Genomic DNA, 24,987 nt, shown 5'->3' with positions numbered 1-24,987 from the left:
GGAATGTGAAAATCAGCCGACCAGGAAGTGCCGAGCACCAGCTTTCAGTAGTGGGTACTTGGCCTGCAAGTAAGGCTTGTCCTGGAGCAGTTGAGCGACATTAAGGCCGACGCTGTCCTTGGCTTTGCGCCAACTGACATAGCCGCCGGTGAACTCTGCCCGGCTGGCGTCGCCCATGGCCTGCTGTAATATCTGCTTGAGCTCGGCCTCGCGCTTTTCCTTGTCGGCAATCGACTGGCGGACGGCCTTGAGCTCGATGAAGGCAGCGCTCAGTCCGGCATGGTCACTGAAGTCTACGACTTGGCCGTTGTCCTCCGGATAAAGGCAGCGCAATGCGGATTCAGCAGAGGCGGTGCCATCGGTTGGCGGTGGCGTATCGGTCTCCACGTACTGCCAAAACTTGCGCTCTAGTTCGATCAGGCGCGTGATGAGTTGTTCGTCCCTCTCAATTCGATGGACCTCCAACGTCTGACCGCCGAGCAGCACCGCCACATCTGCAGCCTGTTTGCCGGTGACGGCGAGTTGGTGCATCACTTGAAGCTGAACATACTCGGGGACGCCCTCTTTCCAGAGGCGTGCCCCGTTTATTCCGACGGTCTTGCATTCGAGGATCTGCACATCGTCGGCACCGATCACCTCGCGGTCGATGTTGGCGAGCATCCAAGGCAACTCCGGATCCGAATGCTGCAGCACGGCGTTGATGCGACGGACTTTATGCCTGGTGCGTTTGCTGTAGTGCCAGGCCACGATGGGCTCGAGCATATTCCCCCAGTACATCGGGCTTTCCTCATCGTGGGGATTGGCCTTGGGCATGCCGGCATCGCGATCGGTTTTCTCCAGCCACAGCTCCAGCTGGGACTTGTAGGGATTCAGGCCTATGGCAGCGGCTGCATCCGAACTGCCGATGCCTTGCTTGCGTATCTGCAGCCAGTCCTCGCGAGGCAGCTCCTTGGTGCTGACCAGGCGCAGGGCTGGGCGTTTCTTGGTGGTGCTGCCGTTCAATGACGTTGCTTTCATGGTATTCACCTGCAGATATAAGAAGGCCCGATCAGCACAAGGCTGACCGGGCGCGAGGATTGAGGTGAGTGAGGGTTAAGCGGCGAGCTGCAGCGCAGCATCCAGGGCGCGTTGCTTGATTTGCGCGCCCTGGCCGAACCAGGCCGAGTCCATGCGGTACTCGTTGCTGCGCGCACGGCGCTCGTGGTCGACGTACTCGGTCACGGCGTTGAGCAGGCCCCAGGCGGTACCGCGCGCCGAGTCCAGCTGGCTGCCGCGACCACGACCTTCGTACAGCTCCTGAACCTTGCGCAGGGCGCGCTCGTTGGGCAGTTGCTCCGGCAGTACTCCGGTCGGACTGGTCTCGCACATCACGGTCATGAAGAAGCCCAATGCCTCATGCCACTGCACCTTGCGCTCAGCCAGGGCACGCATGCGGTGCATGAAGTCGTCCCATTGCGAGACGGCGATACCGAGTTGCTTCTTCACCGCCTTCGGATCGAAACGGGTGTTGTGCGGCACCTTGATCGCCCGGCAGGTGCCATCCAGGGCGATGGTCAGGGTGTTGTTGCACACGACGCGCACCGTGGTTGGTGTGGCTGTGGTGGCCAGTGTGCCGTCGCAGGAGGTCGCCAGCAGCAGATAGCCATTCACCTGGTCGTTGCCCTTGAGCGCCGCGCCTTGCCCAGTACGCGCCAGCGCCCAGAACTTGCGCCCACCCTTGAGCACGCCGGCCGTTTCCAACTCGTAGCCGGAAACTTCGGTGAGGTCACGATAAAACTCGAGTACCTCTCGGGGCTGCACCGTGTGATAGCGCTGAGAGACCACCGACAGCGGCGCCTTGCTGTCGGATCGATAGAGCACCTTTTGCTCGGGGAAGGAGTGGATCGCGCCCAGGTGGCCGATAGCATCCGATTTGAAATGCACGGGGCTTTCCAGAATCTGCCAGTCCATTCCAGCTTCGCGTTGCCAGACTTCGATAGGTTGCTTCTGACTGAGCGGATTACCCAGGCCATGCCACGGGGTAGTGCCAGCGTAGGCCATGGTTTCGATGAGATGTGCCATGTGGGTGATTCCTTTAGTACGGGCAGGCATAAAGCGCTGCGCGAAGCGCAGCACCGGACGTATAAATGAAAAGAGAAAGGGCCAATCAGGTCGGCAGGTTGAAGCGATGACCGCATTGCAGGCAGAGGTTGTGGGCCAAGACGTGGCGATCGAGTGATTCACCTAGCTGAGCGCCAAGCACGCAGCCACCGACACCGCCGGCCAGGCCGCCCAATATGGCGCCTGATACGGAGCCGAGGGTGATGCCGACCGGTCCTGCGATAGCACCGATGGCTGCGCCAGTCTGACCGGCAGATAGGGCCGCGCTGACGCCACGCGCAACACCGCCTACGGTGCCTATGGTCGCACCGACTTTCATAGCGTGATGGAAGGAGGCGATTCTAGGGGAGTGGCAGAGAGGGCATTGCAACGACATGGGGGTGAACCTCAATGGTGATGATGTCGTTGGGGTTATGTGTGATTGAAATTTTTTTGAGTCGATTTTTTGCTGAGTATCTTTCTCACGTCTGTCCGATCGGTGACCTCACTGTTGATTTCTATAGCAATTCATCAGCATTTAAAGGGCCAATTCGCCACTTTTGCTGAAAGAGTAAACGTGCCAAAGAGGAGAGCGTCCGAGGATAAATACAGACTTGAGTTGATGGCGGGCTAATGGCCATCATTGCGTCGGTTAGATAATCAAGAAATCCCTTTACAAGCCGATGACCTCACCAACATTGCGCGTGTTTCAACAGGAGTAGTTGATGAAAGCCCCCCTGATCAAAGACATGGAAACCGCTGTAGCCGGTGTGCTCAAGATCTCAGCCGAGCTGAAGACTCGTAGCAACCCCCGCCCAGCCTTGGTCTCGATCCTGCGCAAACTGCGCATTGCCCGCGAGCTATCTTCGGTCTACTACATCTGCGTAGCCGGCAGCCAAAGTGCCGGCAAAACTCGTCTGATCCGCGAACTTTACGCTCTGGGCGAGGGCTGGCTTGCAGACAACCAGGGTCGCGGCGAGCGTATCCCGGTGTTCATCCTCGAAAAGGACTGCGACACCCCCTACGCCGTAGTCGTCAAGTACGACGCCCAAGGCAACGAGCAAGAAGAAACGATCTCCAAGGAGGCGTTCCGAGCGCTGATCAGCGGCTACGACAACTCCGGTGACCTCGACTGCCTGTTCCCCAAGCTCTACGTGCCACGCCGCTACTTCGACGGACAGCGTTGCGGCTTCGTACTGCTCCCAGGCTACGAAATGCTGAATCCGGAGAACGTCGAGTGGCAGGGCCTCATGCGCCACACCCTGGTGCATTCCTTGGGCAGCATCCTGGTCACCGACCGCACCCGCGTCGCCGACAACAGCCAGAAGCAGATTCTCAACGATCTGGTCGCCCGCTACTTCCCCGATCGCAAACCCGCCATCGCCGTCACCAAGACCGAAACGCTTACTCCTGAGCAAATGGATGAATTGGCCGGCACCGTGGCCGAAGTTTTCCAGATCCGCTCTGACGAGCAAGACCGTGTGATCTTCACCGGCGTTGGCGACGAGGCCTACCGCTCTGCCTGGACCAGCCAACTCATCGAAGTCATCAACAAATATGCGCTGTCTGCAGGCGGTTCGGACGCAGGTCGTCTGCGGGAGCTGGAGAAGCTACTGGACACGGAACTGGCAACGGTCAAGGCTGCGTTGGAAAGTGAGATGGACGCGCAGAGCATCAGTGAACACCTGACCGAGCGCCAAGCCGAGCGGATGCGAGAGGTGTTTACCAAGGCGTCGGAGCGCTACCGGAACCGTTATGCCAAACGGCTGCGCGAGCACACTAATAGTTACCTGGGCCAGGTCAAAGACATCGCTGAGAAAAAATACAACGAAGAAGAAGAGGGCTTCACCAACAAGCTCAGGCACGCGGCGAACTTCCTCACGTTGCAGTCCGGTGAAAACGAGACTCGTTTCAGGTCGCGAATTATCGACTGCTGGTGCAACGGCACCAACACTCTTCAATCACCGCTGGAATCCGATTACTTGGCCATCTCTGATATGTCCGCGAAAGAGCTCGGCATTCAGGAAATCAAACCTACGGCGCTCGCTGCGATCAAGCACGAAGGCTTGAACAAACTGCTGGGTTACGAAGGTGCCTCTCTCGAAGTTCCTGCGGTGGGTACTCAAGAGCTGCAGCATGATCTGCGCCTGCTGCTTTCCAAGGGTAGTACTACCACCAAAGACGTCGAGCGATTCAAAGCGAAGCATGTCGAAGAGGTGCTGAAGGCGCTGCCCGCGATGACTATGGAGTACTTCCGCCTCAATCAGGCAGTTGCCATACGTACCCCTGAGTTGGCCCGCACCGAACTGGAAGCCTTCGACTTCGGCAAGCTTGCCTCGTCCATCCAGCAAGACCTCCCCAAGGTCACCGCATCGGCCAAACCGCTGCTCAATACCCTGGCGGCAATCCTCGCAGTGGACGTGGTCATCGACGGCTCCATCGACACCATCCCCGCCATCGCGGGCACGCTGACGGGCGGTCAGACTGCTGCTTCGCTGGGCGCTTCGTTGTCCATGGCCGCTGCGGGCGCGATCACCCTGGGTTTCATCGCCTATCGCGGTGCTACCGAAATTCAGCGTTATGATGCGGCGCGCAAGGGCTTCATCGCCGAAAGCCTCAACCAGTTCGCCGAGGCCCATATCAAGAAGGGCCTGGAGCTCTACGACGACCTGATGGAAACCCTCGAAGAGCGCCTGGTGCGCAACCTGCGGGTGGCCTATGGCCTGGGCGCCGACCTCACGGTAAAAGACGCACTGGCACGTGGGTTGACGCGCCTGGAGCACGCTCGGGTGAACCTGGTCAAAGCCATTGATGAGGCGCAAAGCCGCCATGTGGCTTGAGAAGTACAGCAACCGCTATCGCTGGGCCTATGACGCGTATCAGCGTTTCATCGGCGAGGTAGATCCAAGCCTGGCTGGAGACTTCAACCGCTCCAGCCATGTGACGGTCGCCGTCTATGGTGCGACCCAGGTCGGCAAGACCACGCTGATTCTGGACTTGCTGGGTGTGACCGGCGAGGCGTTGGAACGTGCTTCCAGCGTATTGCGGGGCGACCAGCGTATGGGCAAGTCTTCGACGGCCTGTGCCATTCGTTACGGCCGTTCGAAGGATGATTACTGGTACATCGGCGACAACAGTGGTGCGCTGGATGATGAAGCCGCGAGGGTGCAGTTTTCCGCGATACGCACCGAGCTGGAGGAAGGTAGAGCACAGTCCGTGGACGTGTTGTCCGTGCGGCTGCCATCAATGTTCTTCGAGCAAGGAGGAGGGGATGCGCTGAGTCTGGATCTGCGCATTCTCGATATCCCGGGCATCAATGCGGTCAACGAAGCCGAGCAGGCCCAGGTCGCGCGGGTGGCGGAGAAGTATGTGGCCACGGCCGATCTGATCTTGCTGGTCGGGCGTGCAGATGACTTGGGCTTCCTTCATCCCAACAAGCTCAAGTTGGCGGCGTTGGGAGACTGGATGCTGCAGCCCAACCGCTATCGGGTGGTGCTCTCCTATACGTTCTCGCCTGCCAGCTTCAAGACCTGGTTCGGCCAAGACGAGCGAACGCTTCAGCAGGTCAGGGCCAAGCTCTACCAGGAGCTGGGTACCCATGACTACAAACCGCCCAAGTCGGTCGAGGCGATGTTGTACCCACTGGAGTTCGGCGACTCGCTGCGAAGCCTGGGGGCGACGCCTGAATATCATCAAGCAGCCGTTACATTGATTCAGCAATTACGACGCGAGCTATTGGCAAGCATCACCGAGTCGGCCAGCCCCTACGGCCGGCTCGCGTCCGCGTTCAAGATGAAAACCTTGATCGATGCCAGGCTTGATCGAGAGCAGGTTCATTACGAGGAGCACAGGAAGGGGCTGGAAGGCGACCTCCAGCATGAACTGAATGCGTTGAAGCAGGCTGAGGGGCTATTGAGTGGCTGTCAGGAAGAAAGCGGCACGCTCGTTCATCACAGGCGTCGCCTGAACCGTTACCGGAAACTGTACAAGGGTAGTGATGTTCGTGGCTTCTTCGTTCAGCCTCTGCCGAATACTACCGAATCAGTCAGTGCCCTAAAGTTGGTTGCCATTCAGTTCGAAAACGGGATCCAGGCGAAATGGAAGGCAATGTGCGAACGTCACGCCCATCGTCAGGCCCATGTTCGGCTGGCTGAGCTTTCGCCACCCGCAACCACTGCGCTGAGCAGCTTCTATCAGAAGATGGACGGGTATCTCACCGACGGTTACTGGTGGTCCAGCGAGAACTTCCGTTCTGACCGGAGCATGCTTCTTGGAGCAGCTGTGAAGGTGGTGGATGCCTATGCCGAAGCCGCAAACTTGGAAATTAAGAAGTACTTTGAGCATCAGGAGAGTGGCCTGGAACGTAAGTATTCGGACTACAAGCGGCGGCTTGACGTCATGAAAAGAACCGTTGCAGAGCGTCAGCAAGCGGTGGAGGACATACAAGGCAAGCGCTATCACCTTGAACAGGCTCACGCGCAATTCAAAGCCCGCATGCAATTCAGCATGGACCACTCGCACAAGTTCGAACAATACATCCTCGAAGCTTTCAAGGCCGAGCTCGATCGTGTCCGGGAAGCCATCCGCCGTCCGCTCAGTGCGCTGGAGCAGATCTACGACATGTTCTACCTGCATGTACTGCTGGGCGAACTAGACAAAATGCTGGAAGGGAAGAAGTTCTGATGGAACGATCCGATTTGGATGCCGAAATCGCGGCTGCTGATCAAGAGCTGTCAGCGCTGCTGGAGAAGCATATCAATGTACCGGTGAAGCGGAGCATTGAAGAGGTGAGCGGCGGCCTGTCGCTCACGCTCAAGGGAGACTTCGAGGCCTGTGTTCTCAGCTTGCGGTCGGAGCTGAAAAAGCTGAACAGTGCCTTCGAAGAGTTGGGTGATGATCTTGGCAGTGTTCACAAGGTGTCCAAGCGCGTCGAGACATTGGTTCAGCAGGCTGAGGGGGCGCAAGACAGCCGGTTCGAGAGGGCTGGCGCGCAGGTTGCCGAAAGCGCTCGTCAAATTTCCGAAGGGATCGCCGGTGTAGAGGAGCGCCTGAGCAAGCTCGGCGCAGCACAACTGCATCACCTGAACACCGCGCTGAAAACTTTGGCCGCAGACTTTCAAGCTCAGCGCGCTGAAAGCCGCGATGCTCAACAGAAGTCGTTGGTCAAACTGGATGAGATCGCGTCAGCGATTGCAGCGCAGCAGACTGAGGCGCAGGCGACGAATGTTGTATCCAGGCGGCGCTTCATCTGGACGTGCGTGGGGCTTGCGGTGAACTTTGGAGTGCTTGTAGCACTTTTGGCCAAGGCGTTCCTGTAGAAGCTTCACAGGTGCCCGGCACAGTCGCGGCACCGGTGCATTGCAGTCGGATCGTCACCTTTCCTCTTCTTGAACCGGTCAAGGACAGCCCGTCGTGAGTTCCTCAAACGTACTTTCTTCCCCTGATGCTACTGCGCAACGCCTCGTAGACGAAGACGAACAAGCGCGCCAAGCTGACCTGCTTGGCCAGGTCGCCTTCGCTGATACAGCCTGCGCACCTAAGGCGGTTGCGGTCATCTGGAGCTTCATCCGATCCTACGACCAGCATCACAGCGAGATGTCACTGGATCAATGGCTCACCCAGGAATTCAATAAGTATCCGCATCTGTGGCAAGGCAACGCCGAAGTCGAGACTGTCGCGCGCTCGTTGATCAACTCCATCTCGCGCACCAACCAGCACAAAGCGTCATTGCAACGAAACCTCGACAGGGGAAAGAGCGCGGTCAATTGGTTGGCCAGAGAGCTGGAACAGGATGCTCAGAACAATCCCGAGTTGAACCTGAGCGAGTACGCGAGCCAGGTGCAGGGGATGCTGGCGTCAGCCAATGTGTCGCTGGCGCAGACGCTCGAGCCGGGTGTGCGTCATTCCACAGTGTCTGGCGATATGACCCATGCACCTTCGTCGATTCTTGCCGAAACCCAGGTGACCAATTGGGACGAAACATCCCGCTTGGAGATTTCCAAAGAGATCAACAAGCAAGCGCTGTTGAATGCAGCCCTGAACGCGTCGTATCACGGCGCGCGAATTCTCGGACAACGCACCTGGAATTGGCTGCGTGGTGAAGAAAACGAACCTGCCAGCGCGGCAATGCAGGCGTTTTTCAATAGCTCGCTGAAGTCGGCCGACCATGTTGGTGCACAGGTTGCAGTTTCTGGCGGGGTGATGGTCGCAGCAAAAAGCGGCTGGTTGAGCTTCTTCAATGGCACTTCCGCCGAGGAGGTCGCGATCACGACTTACGTTGGCCTGGAGCGGGCCAAAGCCCTGTACAAGCTCGGGGAAGGCGGCATTCTTGCGGATACCGCGATCAACGCAATCGAGCACACAACCATGGTGGCTGCCCGCTCATTGGCTCAGGTTGTGGAACAGAAAGGCGCTGAACTGGGAGCTCAGTGGGGGGCTACTTTAGGCGCTGTGTTCGGTCCCGGTGGTACGGCTATCGGTGGCGTTGTGGGTGGTGTCGTTGGCCGTGCGGCAGGGAGAGCCGTCGGTACACTCATCGAACAGGGTGGAAGGAAGGTTGTCGAGGTTGCTAAGAAGGTGGTTCGCAGCGTGGTGAGTACAGTCAAGGAAGTGGGAGCGAAGGTTGTTGGCGGCGCGATAAAACTCTTCACATCGCTGTTTGATTGAGGCTGAGTGATGACCGATAAAAAGGCTTTCGAAACCCAGTTGGAAGACCATTTCCTCGCTGGAGCTCCCGCCATCTACATTCAATCGGCCGAAGAAGCACGTGTCGATCAGTTGCTGCTGGGACTCAAGGAAAAGGCCAACCTCAAGCGCATCCACGAATGGAACCTTGGCTATGGCTGGGTGCATGTCGACAACAAGCTCCCGCTGAGTAACCTCGACTCAAGTAAAACGGAGCTGGAGCACGCTCTGTTGGCGTTGTTGGACGTGGATCTGGAAGAGACGCTGATCGTCATCAAAGGTGCTCGGTTGGCCCTGGAGAACAATACGCTTGCGGTGGCCCGGCTCAAACAGTTGTTGAATTCGATCGAGCGCAACTATGCAGGCGAGTGTTCGGTCATTCTGGTCTCGGAAGCGGTGTGCATCCCCGCGTCGATCGAGGCCCAGGTTACGTTGCTGCCGTTGCCTCTACCGAGCCGCACTGAAATCAAAGCGATGCTGGCCGAGGCTGAGTCTCGCGGGCAGCTCACCGTTCCGGATCACCTGAGTGACCTGGCCGTTTCTGGCCTGAGCGGGCTGACCTCCAGCGAAATGGCTCAGCTACTGAGGATGGTTGCGCGCCAGACCCAGACCATCGATGAACAGTCGTTGAATACGATCCTCCACGAGAAAGAGCAGATCATCGTCAAGAGCGGTGTGCTGGAGATGGTACGGGTCGATGTCGGCGTCAGCGATATCGGTGGCCTGGAAAACCTGAAGCAATGGCTTGAGCAACGTTCGACCATTATCCGCCGCCTGGACGAGGCAACGAGGCAGGGCGTCAAAACGCCCAAAGGCGTGCTCATCGCAGGCATGCCTGGCTGCGGCAAATCGCTCACGGCCAAGGTAGCTGCCGGTTTGTTCCAGCTGCCGCTGTTGCGTCTGGATATCGGTTCTCTGCTGGGTAAGTACGTGGGGGAGAGCGAGCATAACATGCGGCGCGCGCTCAGCATGGCCGAGACTGTCAGCCCCTGCATCCTGTGGGTAGATGAGCTGGAGAAAGCGTTTGTAGGCATGGGCGGTGGGAATGCCTCGGAGGTGACTGCTCGTCTGCTGGGCTATTTCCTGACCTGGATGCAGGAAAAGACCGGTGCCGTATTTGTCATCGCCACCGCCAACGACATCACCGCACTGCCCCCGGAATTGCTGCGCAAGGGGCGCTTTGACGAGATCTTCTATGTCGGCTTCCCCAACCCTGTGGAGCGAGAAAAAATCCTGAGCATTCATCTGGATAAATCGGGGCAGCAAGTCGCTGACCTGGAAATGGATGAGCTGGTGAATCTCTGTCGGGATTACTGCGGTGCCGACATCGAGAACTCGATCAATGAGGCCGTAGCCAACGCCTTCATCGGCGGAGGGGCATTGACGCAGCAGCATCTGAAGGACGCTATTCAGTCCACCATTCCTTTGCGCGAAACCTTGCGCGACCAGGTCGGCAAGTACGAGGAGCTATTCGAGAAACTGAAGCTGCGCCCGGCATCCGAGTATCAGGGGCTGAGCGTGGCGCAGATGATCAAGATGGCTGCTGACCCTAACCATGTGAAGCGGGAGGAGGTAGCCCGTAATCCTGATTGCCCCGGTGATCAGTTGGAGAAACTCTCCATGGATGCACAGCGCAGTGTGGCGGAGGCGGTCTATACAAATCCGCGGTGTCCTGAGCACGTGCTGTCGATTCGGCTCAATCTCGTCAAGGGTCAACCGCAGTATGACCATGGGATGTTCAAGCTGGCTTGCTTGAATGGCAATGCGCCGCAAGATTTGCTGATACGCATGATCGATGAGGATGTACTCGACGATGATTTACGTGCGTCCTTGGCGGCCTGTGCCAAAGGCGAAGCCCTCCAGTTCAAGTTGGCTCGCGACCGTCTTGCTTCGGTTGTTGCTGGCCTGATCTTGAATCCCTCGCTACTGAACAGTGTGAAGTCCAAGTTGCTTGAGGAAGGCAAAAGCAGTGTGAGGCAAGCGTTCGCCAAGCACCCTGGTTTGACTGAGGATGAACAGCGCTCGCTGCTCAGTAATGCGAGCCCTGCACTCAGGGGGACCCTCAGCAAAAATCCCAAGCTGTCTGCCGCCTTGCAACTGAACCTCGCTAACGATCCTGATCCGGATGTAAGAGAGAAGCTGGCCAGCAATCCTTCGCTGATCAAAGAGGCTCAGCAAATCTTGGCCGAGGACGGCAGTTATCAGGTCAAGCGAGCACTGTCAGACAATCCAGCCCTATGCCTTGATCACGAGCAAAAAATGAAGTTCAAGAAGCACATAATGGAGACCAGGCACCTGGGTGGGAGTGGAGGTGGTTTTTTCTCCAGCATTCATCGCAGTTTTTAGCAGTACCCACCCGTGAGCCAGGCTTGCGCTGGCTCACGTTCACATCCGGGATACTTCAGCCCTCGGGCGCCACTCCCAGCAGCATCTGAACCTGACGCCGCAGTTGCCCCACCAGCTCACGTTCAGCGCGCAACTCGGAGCGCAGTTCATTGTTCTCGTGCTCGTGAATCCGAGCGATGCGCTGCACATCCCGATCGTTTCTGACCACATCCCAGACCTCTCCCATCCGCGAGTGCACCAGCACGAGAACGAGCAGAGTGATGCCGCTTAGGCTCAGCAGTGCGAGCTGCAGGGTTTCCATTTATCGCTTCCTTGAGTAGTGGCTTTTTGCCGTTAAGTGAAACGATATGTCCACTAACGCTACATGTCTATATTGGCTACTTGTACAGGTAAAGGATTGGTGCAGATCCCGTCTGCGCTTGACTGGCGAGTGGATAGGAGGGTGAAGGCAATATGCTATTGTGCAGGCCGCGGATGGCATGGCCTCAAGAGGGAAGCGCTCTCGCAATGGAGATTTTCGACCGCCTGCTTGATACGTATAAATACTTTACATATCTAGCGCGTGTTGATCGTGATTTAGCAGACATGTAGGATTTCACGACACGTCATTTGTCTGGTCGCTACCCGCTGCCAATCATTCAGAGCCCACGATGAAACATAAGCAAAGCATGGATCAAATCCGCTGGGACCTTGCCCTGCGCTACCGCCTGATCGAAACGGTGGTCTGGTGGGAAGGGCGCCTGACTACCAACCACTTGATGCAGTGCTTCGGCATCAGCCGGCAGCAAGCATCGAAGGACATCAACACCTACATCACCGACTATGCCTCGAAGAATCTGGTCTACGACAAGCAGATCAAAGGCTACGTGCCAACCCAGCAGTTCAAACCGTTGTTCATCGACGACAGCGCCAGTGCCTACCTGGACCTGCTCAACCACAACGATGAGCGTGCGCCGCATATCGAAGGGTTGAACCTGGCTTACGCGCACACTGAAGTGTTGAAGGTACCCGATCGCTCAGTGAGGCCCGAGGTGCTGCGGCCACTGCTCAAGGCGTGTCGTGAAAAGCGGCGTCTGGACATCGAGTACGTGTCGTTCAAAACGCCGGAAGTGGAAGGGCGCACTATTGCGCCGCACACGTTGGTGTACACCGGGATGCGTTGGCACGTGCGGGCTTATTGCGAGAAGAACCGTGAGTACCGGGACTTTGTGTTGAGCCGTTTTCGAGGCGAGCCGGAACTGCTCGACGATCAGACGGAAAATGGTGTCGAGCACGACGTGGAGTGGAACACCAAGATCGATGTGATCTTCAAGCCGGACGAGCGCCTGACGCCGGCGCAACGGTCGATCATTGAAGTGGACTACGCCATGACTGATGGGCAGCTTGTGGTCAAAAGCTCACAAGCATTGGCGAAGTACGTAGTGAAACGGTTTCACGTAAATCCGAACCTGCATGACGCCCGCCCTGAAGCCCAGCAGTTGGTGCTGGCGAACCGGGCTGAGTTGAAACTCTGGCTGAGCTTAGACTAAAGCCATCCCTGGTCGACCTCGTGGTTTTGCCAGGCTAGGCATTCAAGCCGATGTATGAGTCATTATGTTCGAGGATAGATACATTGCCGTTGTTTCGGCTACGAGGTTGAGTAAAGCCTCATTAGCGATCACGCTGATCGCTGATGACCGCCTTTGGCCGTTAGGCTGTTGGGACTGCCCACTTTGAGGCAGTGTCAGCGGATCTAAACGACCTCCCTGTGCCGATTTTCTTGGATAGCTGACACTGACAGATTACCCGTCGCTGCTTCCTGGATATGCTCACTCCACCAGATCATCATCGGCCGTCTCCGCTCGATGTAGTCCGCGCGGTTGTAGGCACTGCGAACCTCGTCTTTATCGACGTGGGCAAGTGCTACCTCGATCAATTCGGGATCCCAGCCATGCTCGTTGAGGATGGTGCTGGCCATCGACCGCATGCCGTGGCTGACCAGACGCCCCTCGAAGCCCATTCGTTTTAGCGCCATGTTGGCGGTCTGGCTGTTGCAGTGGGTACGTGGGTTTCGGTCTGCAGGGAACACAAATTCCCGATGTCCACTGTAGGGCTTGATCGCTTCGAGGAGTGCAAGAGCCTGCTCCGTGAGCGGGACAATGTGCGCGCGGCGCTTTTTCATTCGCTCCGCAGGAATCGTCCAGATCTTCTTCTCGATGTCGATATCTGCCCAGCGGGTAGTCGCTGCTTCGACTGGCCGGGTCATGGTGTGAAGCTGCCACTCGATCAGGCAGCGTGTTGTTCTTTTTATGCTGGCATTGGCGATTGCCACCATGAGTTCTTTCAGCTCATCGGGGGGTAGTGCCGCCATGTTTTTCTTTTTCGGTTTCTTGAAAACGGAGCGGATGCCACTGAGCGGGTTTGCGTGAATCAGTCCCGAGTTGACCCCGTAGGTCATGATCTCGTTGAGCCGCTGTGTCAGTCGTTTTACGGTTTCAAGGCTGCCCTTGGTTTCGAGTGGGCGGAGCAGGTTAATGACCTGAGGGGCACTTATGGTCGATAGTGGTGTGTGTCCCAGATACGGAAAGATGTGCAGTGTGAGGGAGCGCCAGATGTCCTCAGCGTAGGCCTGTGTCACTGCATCTTTTTTCAGCTCATACCAGGCCGTCGCCACGTTCTGGAAAGTGTGCTCAGTCGCTGCCTTCTTAGCCTGCTGCACTGCATCCCGTTTCTCTTTGGGGTCGATGCCGTGAGCGAGGAGCTCGCGTGCCTCAACGGTACGCTTGCGGGCTTGCGCCAATGAAATTTCGGGGAAGGTCCCGAGGCCCATGTTGATCCGGTTCTTCGTCACCGGATGTCGGTAGTTGAAGTTCCAGAGTTTAGAGCCATTACTTCTCACTCGCATTTGAAGGCCGTCACCATCGCTTAGGACGTAGTCCTTCTCTTGAGGCTTAGCGGCTTTGACTTTGAGGTCCGAGAGGCGGGTGGCTTGAGCGCACATGCGGTATTCCAAAAGCGGTTTCGGTATTCCAAAAACTACCAGTAGATGGCTTGGAATACCACTTGGAATACCGAATCTCGTAGATCCTGTTGGACGCTATCGGATCCTGATGGCGCTGAAAGCCCCTTATTTACTGGGTTTCAGGCACAAAAAAAGACGTCCGTGGACGTCTTTGATTGATCATTTGGTGGAGCCGGGGGGATTTGAACCCCCGTCCGCCAGTACTCCGCTGTCGGTACTACATGCTTAGCCGTGTCTACTGATTTAATCCGCAGCCGCCCGACGGGCAGGGTGCTTTGGATGAGTTGGGTAAGTTTTAGTCGCTTTGCCCCCAACGTGCTACACGACGATCCTGTTCTGTATGACAATCATTTCGGGTTTACAGGCATCCCCTGATGATTGCTGGAGCCGAAGCTACCAGGAGAGCGGGCTCAGCTGCTTACGCAGCGAGAGCGTAGCCCTCGTAGTTTTCGTCATTGGCAACTATAGAAAGTTGCAACAGTGGATTTACGAGTTCTGTTACCAACTCGGCATGCACCTAGAGTTTCGCTACCGGCGTCGAATCCTGATCGGCCCCACACTAGCTCTTGGCTAACGCACCTTACGGCACGTGAGGCTGAGTATACGCCATTGCGCGGGCGACGTCGACAACCGGTCCCGGTCGTCCGCACTGCGAGGGCTCAAGCACCGCTGCCGCCGGCCGAACCGCCGCCTTTCTCGGTCTTTTCCAGGCGCTCCAGCACCTTGCTGGTGATGGCGATGCAGCCTTTGGTGTCACCTGAGGCCTGGGCGGACTTGGCCTTGTCGACCTGCTCGGTGAGGGCTTTGTCCAGGCCTTCGGAGGTGGCGCCGGCGGTGGCCATGCTGTCGTCGATCTTCTGCAGGTTGGTGGTGCACAGGTCATCGGCGGCGAAGGCCGGGGATGCCAGGAGGGTAGCGGCCGCGAAGAGGGCCGAAAGCGCGGTACCTTTCATGGGTGTCTCCTTTTATGGCCGCTGGGAGGTGGGCCTATAAAGGTGGACTGCCGGGGTTTTGCGAGGGTTCCATTGGGGTTATGGCTTGGCGATATGGCGGTGTGTGGCGGGATGTTGCAGTGGGAAGGTGGGTATTGGCCTGAGATGTTCAGCGTCTGGGAGATCGAGCGCCGCCCGCGCGGCGCATCGCGAGCTCCTACGTTTGTTTCGGGCCAGTGATGCCTGTGACAGGCGCGCGCGACCGCCTTGTTCGTACGACGCGATATCGCGCCATGCGCCCAGGCGTTCGCGCGCAAATCCCCCAGGAATCATTGGCCCGAAACAAACGTAGGAGCGAGCGCAGCTCGCGATGCGCCGCGCGGGCGGCGCTCGATCTCCCAGGCGCCAAAAACATCATGGCGAACTGCGCGGGCGGGTGACGCGGTCTACCAGGTAGACCAGGCCGTGATAGTCGATGCCGCTATGGCTGGACAGGCCGATTTCACAGGTCCGGCTGGTGGAGATACCTTCGCTGCAATACTGCACTGCATCCTTCAGGCTGCGCAGCGAGTGGGCATTGAGCTCGGGTGTGGTGAAGCCCTTGTCGCCGGCGAAACCGCAGCAGTGGATGCCTTCCGGCACCACCACCTGTTTGCTGCAACGGCGTGCCAGGTCGATCAACGCCTGGCTTTCACCCAGATGCTGGGTGCTGCACGTCACGTGCACGGCCACCGGTTCGTCCTGAGGGGTGAACTCCAGCTTGTCGACCAGGTGGGTGCGGATGAAGCGCACCGGGTCGTACAGGTCGAGCCGGGTTTCGCCCAGGTCTTGTACCAGGCGCAGGGTGCAGGGGCTGGTGTCGCAGTAGATCGGGTCGAGGCCGCCGCGGCTGGCGTGGAGCAGGGCGTTGATCAGCTCCTGGCGTTTGTGCTCGGCCTGCTCGGGGTAGCCCTTGGAGGCGAACGGCTGGCCGCAGCAGAGGCTGTCGGCGTTGTCCGGGAACACCACCTGGTAACCGGCCTTTTCCAGCAGGGCGCGGGTCTTGTCCAGCAGTGAGCTTTGCTCGCGGTCGGCGTAGGCGGGGCCCATCACCCGTGAAACACAGGCGGCAAGGTAGACCACGCGGGGCCGGGCATCGTTGCTCGCCGGGCCGAAGGCCATGGTGCGCAGTGGCTGCGGCATGGCCGGGGTCCATTGCGGCAGGCGGCCTTTGCTGGCCTTGCTCAGTGAGGCGCTAAGGCGGCCGAGGCGTGGGGCGCCGAGCAGCTTGCGGGCGGTGTTGGCGGCGGTCAGGGTGAAGCGGGCGCCGCCCAGGGCGGTGTGGAAATGCTCGGCCAGCCAGTCGGCGGTCTTGGCGTGCTCGGCGGCCTGGCTGCGCAGTTTCTTCACCAGCTCGCCGGTGTTGATACCCACCGGGCAGCGCTGGGCGCACAGGCCTGTGGCGGCGCAGGTGTCGATGCCTTGGTACTGGTAGGTTTGCAGCAGCTCGCGGGTGTCGACGCCAGCGCGTTTCTTTGCCTGGATGTCGCGCCACATGACGATGCGCTGGCGGGGGCTGAGGGTCAGGCCTTTGGAGGGGCAGACCGGTTCGCAGAAGCCGCACTCGATGCACTTGTCGACGATCTCGTCGGCGGCGGGCAGCGGCTTGAGGTTTTTCAGGTGGATGTCTGGGTCTTCGCTCAGCACCACGTCGGGGTTGAGGATGCCGTTGGGGTCGAGCAGGCGCTTGAGCTGCCACATCAGCTGGTAGGCGTCATGGCCCCATTCCAGCTCGACGAAGGGCGCCATGTTGCGGCCGGTGCCGTGCTCGGCCTTGAGCGAGCCGCCGAACTCGACGGCCACCAGTTGCGCGACGTCGTCCATGAAGGCCTGGTAGCGCGCGACTTCCTCGGCACTGTTGAAGCCCTGGGTGAAGACGAAGTGCAAGTTACCTTCCAGCGCGTGGCCGAAGATGATCGCTTCGTCGTAGTGGTGCTTGTCGAACAGCTGGATCAGGCGGTTCACGCCTTCGGCCAGTTGCTCGATGGGGAAGGTGACGTCTTCGATGATTACCGTGGTGCCTGTCTGGCGCACGGCGCCGACGGCGGGGAAGGTGTCCTTGCGGATCTTCCACAGCTGGTTGTACACGGCCGGGTCTTCGCTGAACTCGACCTTCTGTTCCAGCGGGTAGTCGGCGATCGAGGCCATGACCAATTGCAGCTGCTCGTGCAGCAGGCTCTGGCTGGCGGCGCGGGACTCGATCAGCAGCGCGCAGGCATTGCTTGACAGGCCTTTGACCCACATTGGCATGCCGGGCATGTTCTGCACCGAGCGCAGGCTGCGGCGGTCGAGCAGTTCCACGGCGGACACTGGCTGGTGCTTGAGCACGGTCACGGCGCGGCAGCAGCTTTCCACGCTGGGGAACACCAACAGGGCGCTGGCCTTGTGCGGGTGGTCGGGCACGGTGTCATAGGTGACGGCGCTGATGAAGCCCAGGGTGCCCTCGGAGCCGACCAGCAGGTGCTGCAGGATATCCAGCGGCTGGTCGTAGTCCACCAGGGCATTGAGTGACAGGCCGGTGGTGTTCTTCAGGCGGTATTTGTGCCGGATGCGCGCGGCCAGTTCGGTGTTGGCGCGGGTTTCGCGGCCCAGGCGCGCCAGCGCTTCGAGCAGTTCGGCGTGGCTGTTTGCAAAGGCCGCGACGCTGGCCGGGTCTTCGCTGTCCAGGCGGGTGCCGTCGGCCAGCACCAGGCGCAGGCCGGCGAGGGTGTGGTAGGTGTTCTGGGCGGTGCCGCAGCACATGCCGCTGGCGTTGTTGGCGACGATGCCGCCGATCTTGCAGGCGTTGATCGAGGCCGGGTCGGGGCCGATCTTGCGCCCGTACGGGGCCAGCCAGGCGTTGGCCTGGGCACCGATGACGCCGGGTTGCAGGCGGATCTGCTTGCCTTGGCCACGGATCTCACGGCCGTTCCAGTTATCGCCGAGCACGATCAGTACTGAGTCGCTGATGGCCTGGCCGGAGAGGCTGGTGCCGGCGGCGCGGAAGGTCACCGGCACGCGTTCGCGCTGGGCCAGTTGAATCAGCCCGACCACTTCGTCCTCGGACTCGACGCGTACAACCAGCTTGGGGATCAGCCGGTAGAAGCTGGCGTCGGTGCCGAAGGCCAAGGTGGAGGTCGGGTCGTCGAAACGGCGTTCGGCGGGGATCAGGCGCTCGACATCACGCAGGAACGCAGCGGGCAGGCTCATGCAATCTCCTCGCGGGGCCGCGGCGTCTGGTGCGCGGCGTGCCCCGGTCATTCAGGCGGTACTGTAGAGGGGCGCTCAGGCGCCCAGTTCGCGGACCAACGACTCGCGGGTGATCTCGCTGATCGACTTGGCGCCGGTCAGCACCATGGCCACGCGCATTTCCTTCTCGAACAGTTCGAGCAGGTTCTTCACCCCGGCCTGACCATGCACGGCCAGGGCCCAGAGGAAGGCGCGGCCGATCAGCACGGTGTCGGCACCGAGGGCGATCATGCGCACCACGTCGAGGCCGCTGCGGATGCCGGAGTCGGCGAGGATCTTCAGGTCGCCTTTGACGGCATCGGCAATCGCCGGCAGGGCGCGGGCGCTGGACAGCACGCCGTCGAGCTGGCGGCCGCCGTGGTTGGACACGACGATGCCGTCGGCGCCGAACTTGACCGCGTCACGGGCGTCGTCGGCGTCAAGGATGCCCTTGATGATCATCGGGCCGTCCCAGAATTCGCGGATCCACTCCAGGTCCTTCCACGAGATCGACGGGTCGAAGTTGTTGCCCAGCCAGCCGATGTAGTCGGCCAGGCCCGTGGGGTTGCCACGGTACTTGGAGATATTGCCCAGATCATGCGGGCGGCCCATCACGCCAACATCCCACGCCCACTCGGGGTGGGTCATGGCCTGCAGCACGCGGCGCATCGGGCCGTTCGCGCCGCTCATGCCGGAGTGGGCGTCGCGGTAGCGGGCGCCGGGAACCGGCATGTCGACGGTGAACACCAGGGTTTTCACGCCAGCGGCCTTGGCCCGCTCCAGGGCGTTGCGCATGAAGCCGCGGTCCTTGAGCACGTACAGCTGGAACCACATCGGCCGGTCGATGGCGGGTGCCACTTCTTCGATCGGGCACACCGACACCGTCGACATGGTGAACGGAATGCCGTGCGCCGCCGCGGCGCGAGCCGCCTGCACTTCGCCACGGCGGGCGTACATGCCGGTGAGGCCGACCGGGGCCAGGGCCACGGGCATGCTCAGGGTTTCGTCGAACAGGCGGGTGGAGAGGCTGAGCTCGGACATGTTCTTCAGCACGCGCTGGCGCAGGGCGATGCTGGCCAGGTCCGAGACGTTGTGGCGCAGGGTGTGCTCGGCGTAGGCGCCGCCGTCGGCGTAGTGGAAGAGGAAGGGAGGCAGCTTGCGTTGGGCCGCGGCGCGATAGTCGGTGGAGGCGGAAATGATCATGGATTCTCGCAGCGTGGGTTGAAGGAGATGCCGGGCGCGTCTGGGCGCCCGGCCCCTTTCACTTTAGTGATGAACCAGCATGCCGGTCAGCCAATAGGCCTGGATCAAGGTGATCAGGCCGACGATGGTGGCGAAGAACAGGCTGTGCTTGACGGTGAAGCGGAACAGGTCGGATTCCTTGCCGACCAGGCCGGTGGCGGCGCAGGCCACGGCGATCGACTGCGGCGAGATCATCTTGCCGGTCACGCCACCGCTGGTGTTGGCCGCAACCAGCAGGGTGTCGTTGACCCCGATCTGGTGCGCGGTGGTTGCCTGCAGCGAGCTGAACAGGGCGTTGGACGAGGTGTCGGAACCGGTCAGGAACACGCCCAGCCAGCCAAGGAACGGCGAGAAGAACGGGAACGCGGCGCCCGTGCCGGCCAGCACCAGGGCCATGGTCGAAGACATGCCCGAGTAGTTGGTGACGAAGGCGAAGGCCAGCACCATGCCGATCGACAGGATTGGCCAGCGCAGCTCCCAGAAGGTCTCTTTGAAAGTGGTCAGACCAGTTTTGAAGTTGATCTTCAGCACCCACATGGAGATCAGCGCCGAGAGGAAGATCGCGGTGCCGGTGGCAGAGATCGGGTCGAGCTTGAACACCGCTGGCATGGCAGTCGGCGCGGTGACGATCGGCGCGGTCTTGATCACCAGCTGGTCGAGGTGCGGGATGGCGAAGTTGAACACGAAGTTGTACATCGCGCCGCCTGGGGCGAAGGCCGCCTTGAACGGCTTCAGGGTCCAGATGGTGACCAGCACGGTGAGGATCAGGAACGGCGACCAGGCCTTGAAGATCTCGCCGAAGCTGTACGGGGTCGGCTGGCTGCCGCTTGGCTGTACCACGGCGGCGCCGACGCTGCCTTTGGCTTCGGCGAACGCGCGCTTGGGCTGCCAGACTTTCAGGAACAGCGTCAGGCAGATCAGGCTGGCCAGGGCCGAGGTGATGTCCGGCAACTCAGGGCCGATGAAGTTCGAGGTGAAGTACTGGGTCACGGCGAAGCTCAGGCCGGCGACCAGGGCAGCGGGCCAGGTTTCTTTCACGCCGCGCAGGCCGTCCATCATGAACACCAGCCAGAAGGGTACGAACAGCGACAGCAGCGGCAGCTGGCGGCCGGTCATGGCGCCGATGTGGAAGGCGTCGATGCCGGTAACCTGGCCGGCCACGATGATCGGGATGCCCAGGGCGCCAAAGGCTACCGGTGCAGTGTTGGCGATCAGGCACAGGCCGGCGGCGTACAGCGGGTTGAAGCCCAGGCCTACCAGCAGCGCAGCGGTGATTGCCACCGGGGCGCCGAAGCCGGCCGCGCCTTCGAGGAAGGCACCGAAGCAGAAGCCGATCAGCAACACCTGCAGGCGCTGGTCGTCGGTGATCGACAGTACCGAGCTGCGGATCACTTCGAACTGGCCGCTCTTGACCGTGAGTTTGTACAGGAACACCGCGGCAACGATGATCCAGGCAATCGGCCAGAGGCCGTAAAGGAAGCCATAACCTGCAGCAGCCAGGGCCATGTCGACAGGCATCTGGAAGGCGAAGATCGCCACCAGGATCGACAGGGCAAGTGTGATGCTGCCAGCCACGTGGCCTTTGAGGCGGAACACGGCCAGGGCCAGGAAGAAGAACACGATAGGGATGACCGCCGCCAGCGCGGACAGGCCGAGACTACCAAGCGGGGTATAGAGTTGTTGCCAGGTTTGCATATGGGGTGGCCCCTAATTGTTGTTGGTCAGGCACTGGCATTGGATAATTGGTAAGACCAATTTACAATGGCTGGTCGCTAGGTTAAAAGCGCTGTCGTGGGTGTGTCAATTTGTCCCGTGCAAAACTTTGGTCGTGGGTCGATGAACGGGCGCTTGGAGCCTTGTGAAAATCGTCGGTGATACGTGCTGGCGCGGCGTGGATCGGCGAGAATAGACGCCCCCTGAAATTGGCCGGGGGTTTGTGGAGAGCATGTGATGGTTTTTGATCAGGTCCGCCAACGGCGCCTGTCCGACGACATCGTCGATCGGTTGGAAGGGATGATTCTGGAAGGCACGCTGACCTCCGGGCAGCGGCTGCCGGCGGAGCGTGTCCTGGCCGAACAGTTCGGTGTGTCGCGCCCGTCACTGCGTGAGGCGATTCAGAAGCTGGTGGCCAAGGGGCTGCTGGTGAGCCGCCAGGGGGGTGGCAATTACGTAGCCGAATCGCTCGGCTCGACGTTCAGCGACCCATTGCTGCAGTTGCTCGAGCAAAGTGCCGAGGCGCAGCGCGACCTCCTCGAGTTTCGCCATACCCTGGAGGCGTCATGTGCCTATTACGCGGCCCAGCGAGCCACCGAGCCGGATCGTGCGCGCCTGAAGGCAGCGTTCGATACCTTGCAGGATTGCTACGCGCGGGCTGACGAGGTGACGCGGGCGGAGGAGGGCGCGGCCGATGCGCGCTTCCACCTGGCGATTGCCGAGGCCAGCCATAACGCGGTTTTGCTGCATACGATCCGTGGCTTGTTCGACCTGCTCAAGCGCAACGTGGTGACCAACATCGGTGGCATGTATCAGCAGCGCACGGAAACACGCGACATGCTGATCAGTCAGCACCGCGAGTTGTACCTGGCGATTGTCGAGGGCAGGGCGGAGGATGCGCGGGAGGTGTCCAGCCGGCACATTCTGTATGTGCAGGAGGTGCTGGAAGAGGCGCAGGACGAGGCCCAGCGGGTGGCGCGAGCGGAGCGGCGCAGCGGGCGCTAAGCTCGGTGCTGGATTCTTCGCGGGGCAAGCCCGCTCCCACAGGTGCAGCGCTGAATTTGAATTCGACGCTATCTCTGTGGGAGCGGGCTCGCCTGCGAAGAGGCCGGAACAGGCTTAAGAAGATTTACTCTTCCTTGCCCTTGTTCCGCACCGCACGCTGCAGCTCGCGGTTGGAGTCGCGTTCGCGCATGGTGTCGCGCTTGTCGAACTCCTTCTTGCCCTTGCCAAGCGCGATCTCGCACTTGATCAGGTGCTTGCTCCAGTACAGCGCCAGGGCCACGCAGGTGTAGCCCTTCTGCGCCACGGCAGCCTCCACGCGCTCGAGCTCGCGCTTGTTCAGCAGCAGCTTGCGGGTACGCGTGGGGTCGGCGATGACGTGGGTGCTGGCGGTTGTCAGCGGGGTGATGTGGCTGCCGAACAGCCAGGCTTCGCCATCCTTGAGCAGCACGTAGCTGTCGGTCAGGTGCGCCTTGCCGGCCCGCAGGCTTTTTACTTCCCAACCGGACAGGACCAGTCCGGCCTCGAACTTGTGTTCGATGAAGTAATCGTGTCGCGCCTTTTTGTTTTGCGCGATGGTCCCGGTCGGATGTTTCTTTTGTTTAGCCATAGGGGCGGCATTATAGGCAAGTCATCACGTGGTCGGCTATGGGATTTCGGTGTGCTTGAGCCACTGCAATGAATACCGGACAATACAAGGCCTGTTCTATGCACAGAACCTGTTTTCGGCACGCTGCGAAGCGCCGCCAACCAGCCTTGGAAGTGACGCCTGGATGACTACCCATATTCAACGCTCCGCCCTGCTGCCGTACCCTGCCCAGGCGCTCTACGATCTGGTCAATGATGTGGCCAGCTACCCTGAATTTCTGCCCTGGTGCTCGGCGTCGACGGTGATCGAGGCCAGTGGCACGCACATGCGGGCGAAGCTGGAAGTGGCCAAAGGCGGCATGAGTCAGCAGTTCGTCACCAGCAATGTGCTGGTGCCGGGGCAGTCCATCGAGATGAACCTGGAAGAGGGGCCGTTCACCCAGCTGCATGGCCTGTGGGTGTTCAAGCCACTCGGTGAAAAAGCCTGCAAGATCAGCCTGGACCTGACCTTCGACTATGCCGGGGCGATCGTGCGAGCCACGCTGGGGCCGCTGTTCAACCAGGCGGCCAATACCCTGGTGGATGCCTTCTGCCAGCGTGCCAAGCAGCTCAATGGTTAAAGTCGAGGTGGCCTACGCTACGGCCGAGCGCCAGTGGCTGTTGGCCTGTGACGTGCCGGATGGGACGACCGTGCGTGAAGCGCTACGCCTGTCCGGGATTGCCGTGCAGGTTGGCGGGCTGGATGTCGAGCAATGCCCTGTGGGCATTTTCGGCAAGCAGGTAGCGGACGCGCACGAGCGCCTGGTCGAGGAGGGTGATCGCCTGGAAATCTACCGGCCCCTGCTGCTCGACCCCAAAGAGGCGCGCAGGCAGCGCGCTGCACAGGCCAAGGCCAAGCGCTAGCTGAACTGGCTGGCAATAAAAAGCCCGGACCATGGTCCGGGCTTTTTCATCTGGCCGGCAATTACTGCGGCGAGGTTTCCAGCGGTGCCGGTGTCGGCACTGGGGTGGTCTCGATGGTGTCGATCTCGCGCTGGATGGACTCTTCCGTCGAGCCTGGCTTGGCGGGTTTTTCTACCGGCTGCGGCTTGGCCTGCTCTGGCTGGGTGCTCGGGCTGACAGTTGTGTCGCTGCTGCCGCCGAGGATTTCCTGGTCGCGGCTTACGCCTGGCATGAAATCGCCGGACAGGCTGACCAGTTGGTCGCTGTCGTTGAAGAAGATGCTCATGCGTTCCTGCTGGCGTTTGCCGCCACCCGGTTGCAGGCTGTACAGATAATCCCAACGGTTGGTGTTGAAGGTGTCCTGAAGCAGCGGGTTGCCCATGATAAACCTTACTTGCCGACGGGTCATTCCGGGGCGTAATTGGTCTATCATGTCTTGCGTGACGACATTGCCCTGCTGGATGTCGATTTTGTAAACCCCGGGAAACGAGCAACCGGCGAGTGCGAGCAGTCCCGCGAGGGCGAGGCTGTTTAGCAAGAGCTTGGTGTTTTGCATCGGTGGGCGACTTCCACTATCTTGGCTGGACAACGTAAACCCCGATCATACCCGTATTAAGAGAAGCTGCGAAGCAGCATCGGCGAGAAAGCTGACCATGGTTGAAAATAGCGAATTGCGCAAAGCCGGTCTCAAGGTGACACTGCCTCGAGTCAAGATCCTTCAAATGCTCGACTCTACCGAGCAACGTCACATGAGCGCCGAGGATGTCTACAAGGCGCTGATGGAGGCTGGCGAGGACGTCGGTCTGGCAACCGTCTATCGCGTACTGACCCAGTTCGAAGCGGCTGGCTTGGTGGTACGCCACAACTTCGACGGTGGCCACGCGGTGTTCGAGCTGGCTGACGGCGGTCACCACGACCATATGGTCAACGTGGATACCAGTGAAGTGATCGAGTTCATGGACGCTGAAATCGAGCGTCGCCAGAAAGAGATCGTGGCCGAGCATGGCTACGAGCTCGTGGACCACAACCTGGTCCTCTATGTGCGTAAGAAAAAGTAACGATTTAGCGCGTTATGAATGACAAAGGCGACCTTCGGGTCGCCTTTGTGCGTTTGGGGCAGGCAGAAAGATGCACTGCTTCTACCGGCCTCTTCGCGGGCAAGCCCGCTCCCACAGGATTTCGGCAGGCTTAAGGCCTATGAAGGTCCTGTGG

At 60.0% G+C, this 24,987-nt stretch carries 21 protein-coding genes and 1 other RNA gene; 10 read left to right on the top strand and 12 right to left on the bottom strand.

From position 1 onward, the window contains the following. Positions 1–12: 12 nt before the first annotated feature. The 3 genes from OCX61_RS23855 to OCX61_RS23845 form a co-directional block, all read right to left on the bottom strand. Positions 13–1,017: a YqaJ viral recombinase family nuclease gene (locus OCX61_RS23855; RefSeq protein WP_261941647.1), complete on the bottom strand. Its 1,005-nt coding sequence runs from the start codon at positions 1,015–1,017 to the stop codon at positions 13–15. Positions 1,018–1,092: 75 nt separating this feature from the next. Next, positions 1,093–2,061, bottom strand: coding sequence for a TIGR03299 family phage/plasmid-derived protein (locus OCX61_RS23850; RefSeq protein WP_261941646.1), 969 nt, complete (start codon positions 2,059–2,061; stop codon positions 1,093–1,095). A gap of 85 nt (positions 2,062–2,146) precedes the next feature. Further along, on the bottom strand, positions 2,147–2,419 hold the full coding sequence (locus tag OCX61_RS23845; protein WP_230397044.1) for a hypothetical protein: 273 nt from the start codon (positions 2,417–2,419) through the stop codon (positions 2,147–2,149). A 385-nt stretch (positions 2,420–2,804) separates the two neighbouring features. On the opposite strand from OCX61_RS23845, the gene OCX61_RS23840 reads away from it, so the two are divergent. The 5 genes from OCX61_RS23840 to OCX61_RS23820 all read left to right on the top strand — a co-directional run bounded on the left by OCX61_RS23840 (position 2,805) and on the right by OCX61_RS23820 (position 11,109). Beyond that, positions 2,805–4,919 (top strand): hypothetical protein, encoded by a 2,115-nt coding sequence (locus tag OCX61_RS23840; protein WP_261941645.1) that lies wholly within the window; start codon positions 2,805–2,807, stop codon positions 4,917–4,919. Continuing rightward, a complete protein-coding gene (locus OCX61_RS23835) occupies positions 4,909–6,762 on the top strand; it encodes a dynamin family protein (protein ID WP_261941644.1) in 1,854 nt (617 codons plus the stop codon). Before OCX61_RS23840 ends, OCX61_RS23835 begins: the two co-directional genes overlap by 11 nt. Then, positions 6,762–7,397: a hypothetical protein gene (locus OCX61_RS23830; protein WP_261941643.1), complete on the top strand. Its 636-nt coding sequence runs from the start codon at positions 6,762–6,764 to the stop codon at positions 7,395–7,397. Before OCX61_RS23835 ends, OCX61_RS23830 begins: the two co-directional genes overlap by 1 nt. A gap of 94 nt (positions 7,398–7,491) precedes the next feature. Next, complete coding sequence (locus tag OCX61_RS23825; RefSeq protein WP_261941642.1) at positions 7,492–8,745, top strand: DUF1269 domain-containing protein; 1,254 nt, start codon at positions 7,492–7,494, stop codon at positions 8,743–8,745. 9 nt (positions 8,746–8,754) lie between these two features. Beyond that, positions 8,755–11,109: an AAA family ATPase gene (locus OCX61_RS23820; protein WP_261941641.1), complete on the top strand. Its 2,355-nt coding sequence runs from the start codon at positions 8,755–8,757 to the stop codon at positions 11,107–11,109. 55 nt (positions 11,110–11,164) lie between these two features. Here the strand turns inward: OCX61_RS23820 and OCX61_RS23815 are convergent, their stop codons facing one another. After that, positions 11,165–11,410, bottom strand: coding sequence for a hypothetical protein (locus tag OCX61_RS23815; RefSeq protein WP_261941640.1), 246 nt, complete (start codon positions 11,408–11,410; stop codon positions 11,165–11,167). Between the two features lie 349 nt (positions 11,411–11,759). On the opposite strand from OCX61_RS23815, the gene OCX61_RS23810 reads away from it, so the two are divergent. After that, positions 11,760–12,638: a helix-turn-helix transcriptional regulator gene (locus OCX61_RS23810; protein WP_047595825.1), complete on the top strand. Its 879-nt coding sequence runs from the start codon at positions 11,760–11,762 to the stop codon at positions 12,636–12,638. A 203-nt stretch (positions 12,639–12,841) separates the two neighbouring features. On the opposite strand, the gene OCX61_RS23805 is transcribed toward OCX61_RS23810, so the two are convergent. The 6 genes from OCX61_RS23805 to OCX61_RS23780 form a co-directional block, all read right to left on the bottom strand. Continuing rightward, on the bottom strand, positions 12,842–14,089 hold the full coding sequence (locus OCX61_RS23805) for an integrase domain-containing protein (RefSeq protein WP_261941639.1): 1,248 nt from the start codon (positions 14,087–14,089) through the stop codon (positions 12,842–12,844). Between the two features lie 185 nt (positions 14,090–14,274). Continuing rightward, positions 14,275–14,666: a transfer-messenger RNA gene (ssrA, locus tag OCX61_RS23800) on the bottom strand. A gap of 103 nt (positions 14,667–14,769) precedes the next feature. Continuing rightward, a complete protein-coding gene (locus OCX61_RS23795; RefSeq protein ID WP_261941638.1) occupies positions 14,770–15,063 on the bottom strand; it encodes a PA2433 domain-containing protein in 294 nt (97 codons plus the stop codon). 393 nt (positions 15,064–15,456) lie between these two features. Next, the gene (locus OCX61_RS23790) at positions 15,457–18,270 is read right to left on the bottom strand and encodes an FAD-binding and (Fe-S)-binding domain-containing protein (RefSeq protein ID WP_261941637.1); all 2,814 of its coding nucleotides are present in this window, start codon (positions 18,268–18,270) and stop codon (positions 15,457–15,459) included. A 75-nt stretch (positions 18,271–18,345) separates the two neighbouring features. After that, entirely contained in the window at positions 18,346–19,491 is a 1,146-nt protein-coding gene (gene lldD / locus OCX61_RS23785) for an FMN-dependent L-lactate dehydrogenase LldD (RefSeq protein WP_261941636.1), read from the bottom strand. Positions 19,492–19,554: 63 nt separating this feature from the next. Continuing rightward, on the bottom strand, positions 19,555–21,225 hold the full coding sequence (locus tag OCX61_RS23780; protein WP_085677194.1) for a lactate permease LctP family transporter: 1,671 nt from the start codon (positions 21,223–21,225) through the stop codon (positions 19,555–19,557). 255 nt (positions 21,226–21,480) lie between these two features. Between OCX61_RS23780 and OCX61_RS23775 the strand changes: the two genes are divergently transcribed. After that, a complete protein-coding gene (locus OCX61_RS23775; protein WP_261941635.1) occupies positions 21,481–22,248 on the top strand; it encodes an FCD domain-containing protein in 768 nt (255 codons plus the stop codon). A gap of 124 nt (positions 22,249–22,372) precedes the next feature. Here the strand turns inward: OCX61_RS23775 and smpB are convergent, their stop codons facing one another. Then, positions 22,373–22,855 carry an SsrA-binding protein SmpB gene (gene smpB, locus OCX61_RS23770; protein WP_003249914.1) on the bottom strand — a complete coding sequence of 161 codons (483 nt, stop codon included), beginning with the start codon at positions 22,853–22,855 and terminating at the stop codon, positions 22,373–22,375. Between the two features lie 163 nt (positions 22,856–23,018). On the opposite strand from smpB, the gene OCX61_RS23765 reads away from it, so the two are divergent. Together OCX61_RS23765 and OCX61_RS23760 are read left to right on the top strand one after the other, a co-directional pair. Next, positions 23,019–23,453, top strand: coding sequence for a type II toxin-antitoxin system RatA family toxin (locus OCX61_RS23765; protein ID WP_261941634.1), 435 nt, complete (start codon positions 23,019–23,021; stop codon positions 23,451–23,453). Continuing rightward, positions 23,446–23,736 carry an RnfH family protein gene (locus OCX61_RS23760; RefSeq protein WP_261941633.1) on the top strand — a complete coding sequence of 97 codons (291 nt, stop codon included), beginning with the start codon at positions 23,446–23,448 and terminating at the stop codon, positions 23,734–23,736. Before OCX61_RS23765 ends, OCX61_RS23760 begins: the two co-directional genes overlap by 8 nt. A gap of 61 nt (positions 23,737–23,797) precedes the next feature. Here the strand turns inward: OCX61_RS23760 and OCX61_RS23755 are convergent, their stop codons facing one another. Further along, the gene (locus OCX61_RS23755; protein ID WP_261941632.1) at positions 23,798–24,331 is read right to left on the bottom strand and encodes an outer membrane protein assembly factor BamE; all 534 of its coding nucleotides are present in this window, start codon (positions 24,329–24,331) and stop codon (positions 23,798–23,800) included. 97 nt (positions 24,332–24,428) lie between these two features. Between OCX61_RS23755 and fur the strand changes: the two genes are divergently transcribed. Then, entirely contained in the window at positions 24,429–24,833 is a 405-nt protein-coding gene (gene fur / locus OCX61_RS23750; protein ID WP_046788147.1) for a ferric iron uptake transcriptional regulator, read from the top strand. Positions 24,834–24,987: the final 154 nt, after the last annotated feature.

Origin of the sequence: Pseudomonas sp. LRP2-20 (genome assembly GCF_024349685.1) — a bacterium.
In the GTDB taxonomy this organism is placed as follows: Bacteria; Pseudomonadota; Gammaproteobacteria; order Pseudomonadales; family Pseudomonadaceae; genus Aquipseudomonas.
The sequence above is the reverse complement of the archived record's forward strand: the minus strand, read 5'-3'. Positions and strand labels throughout refer to the sequence as shown.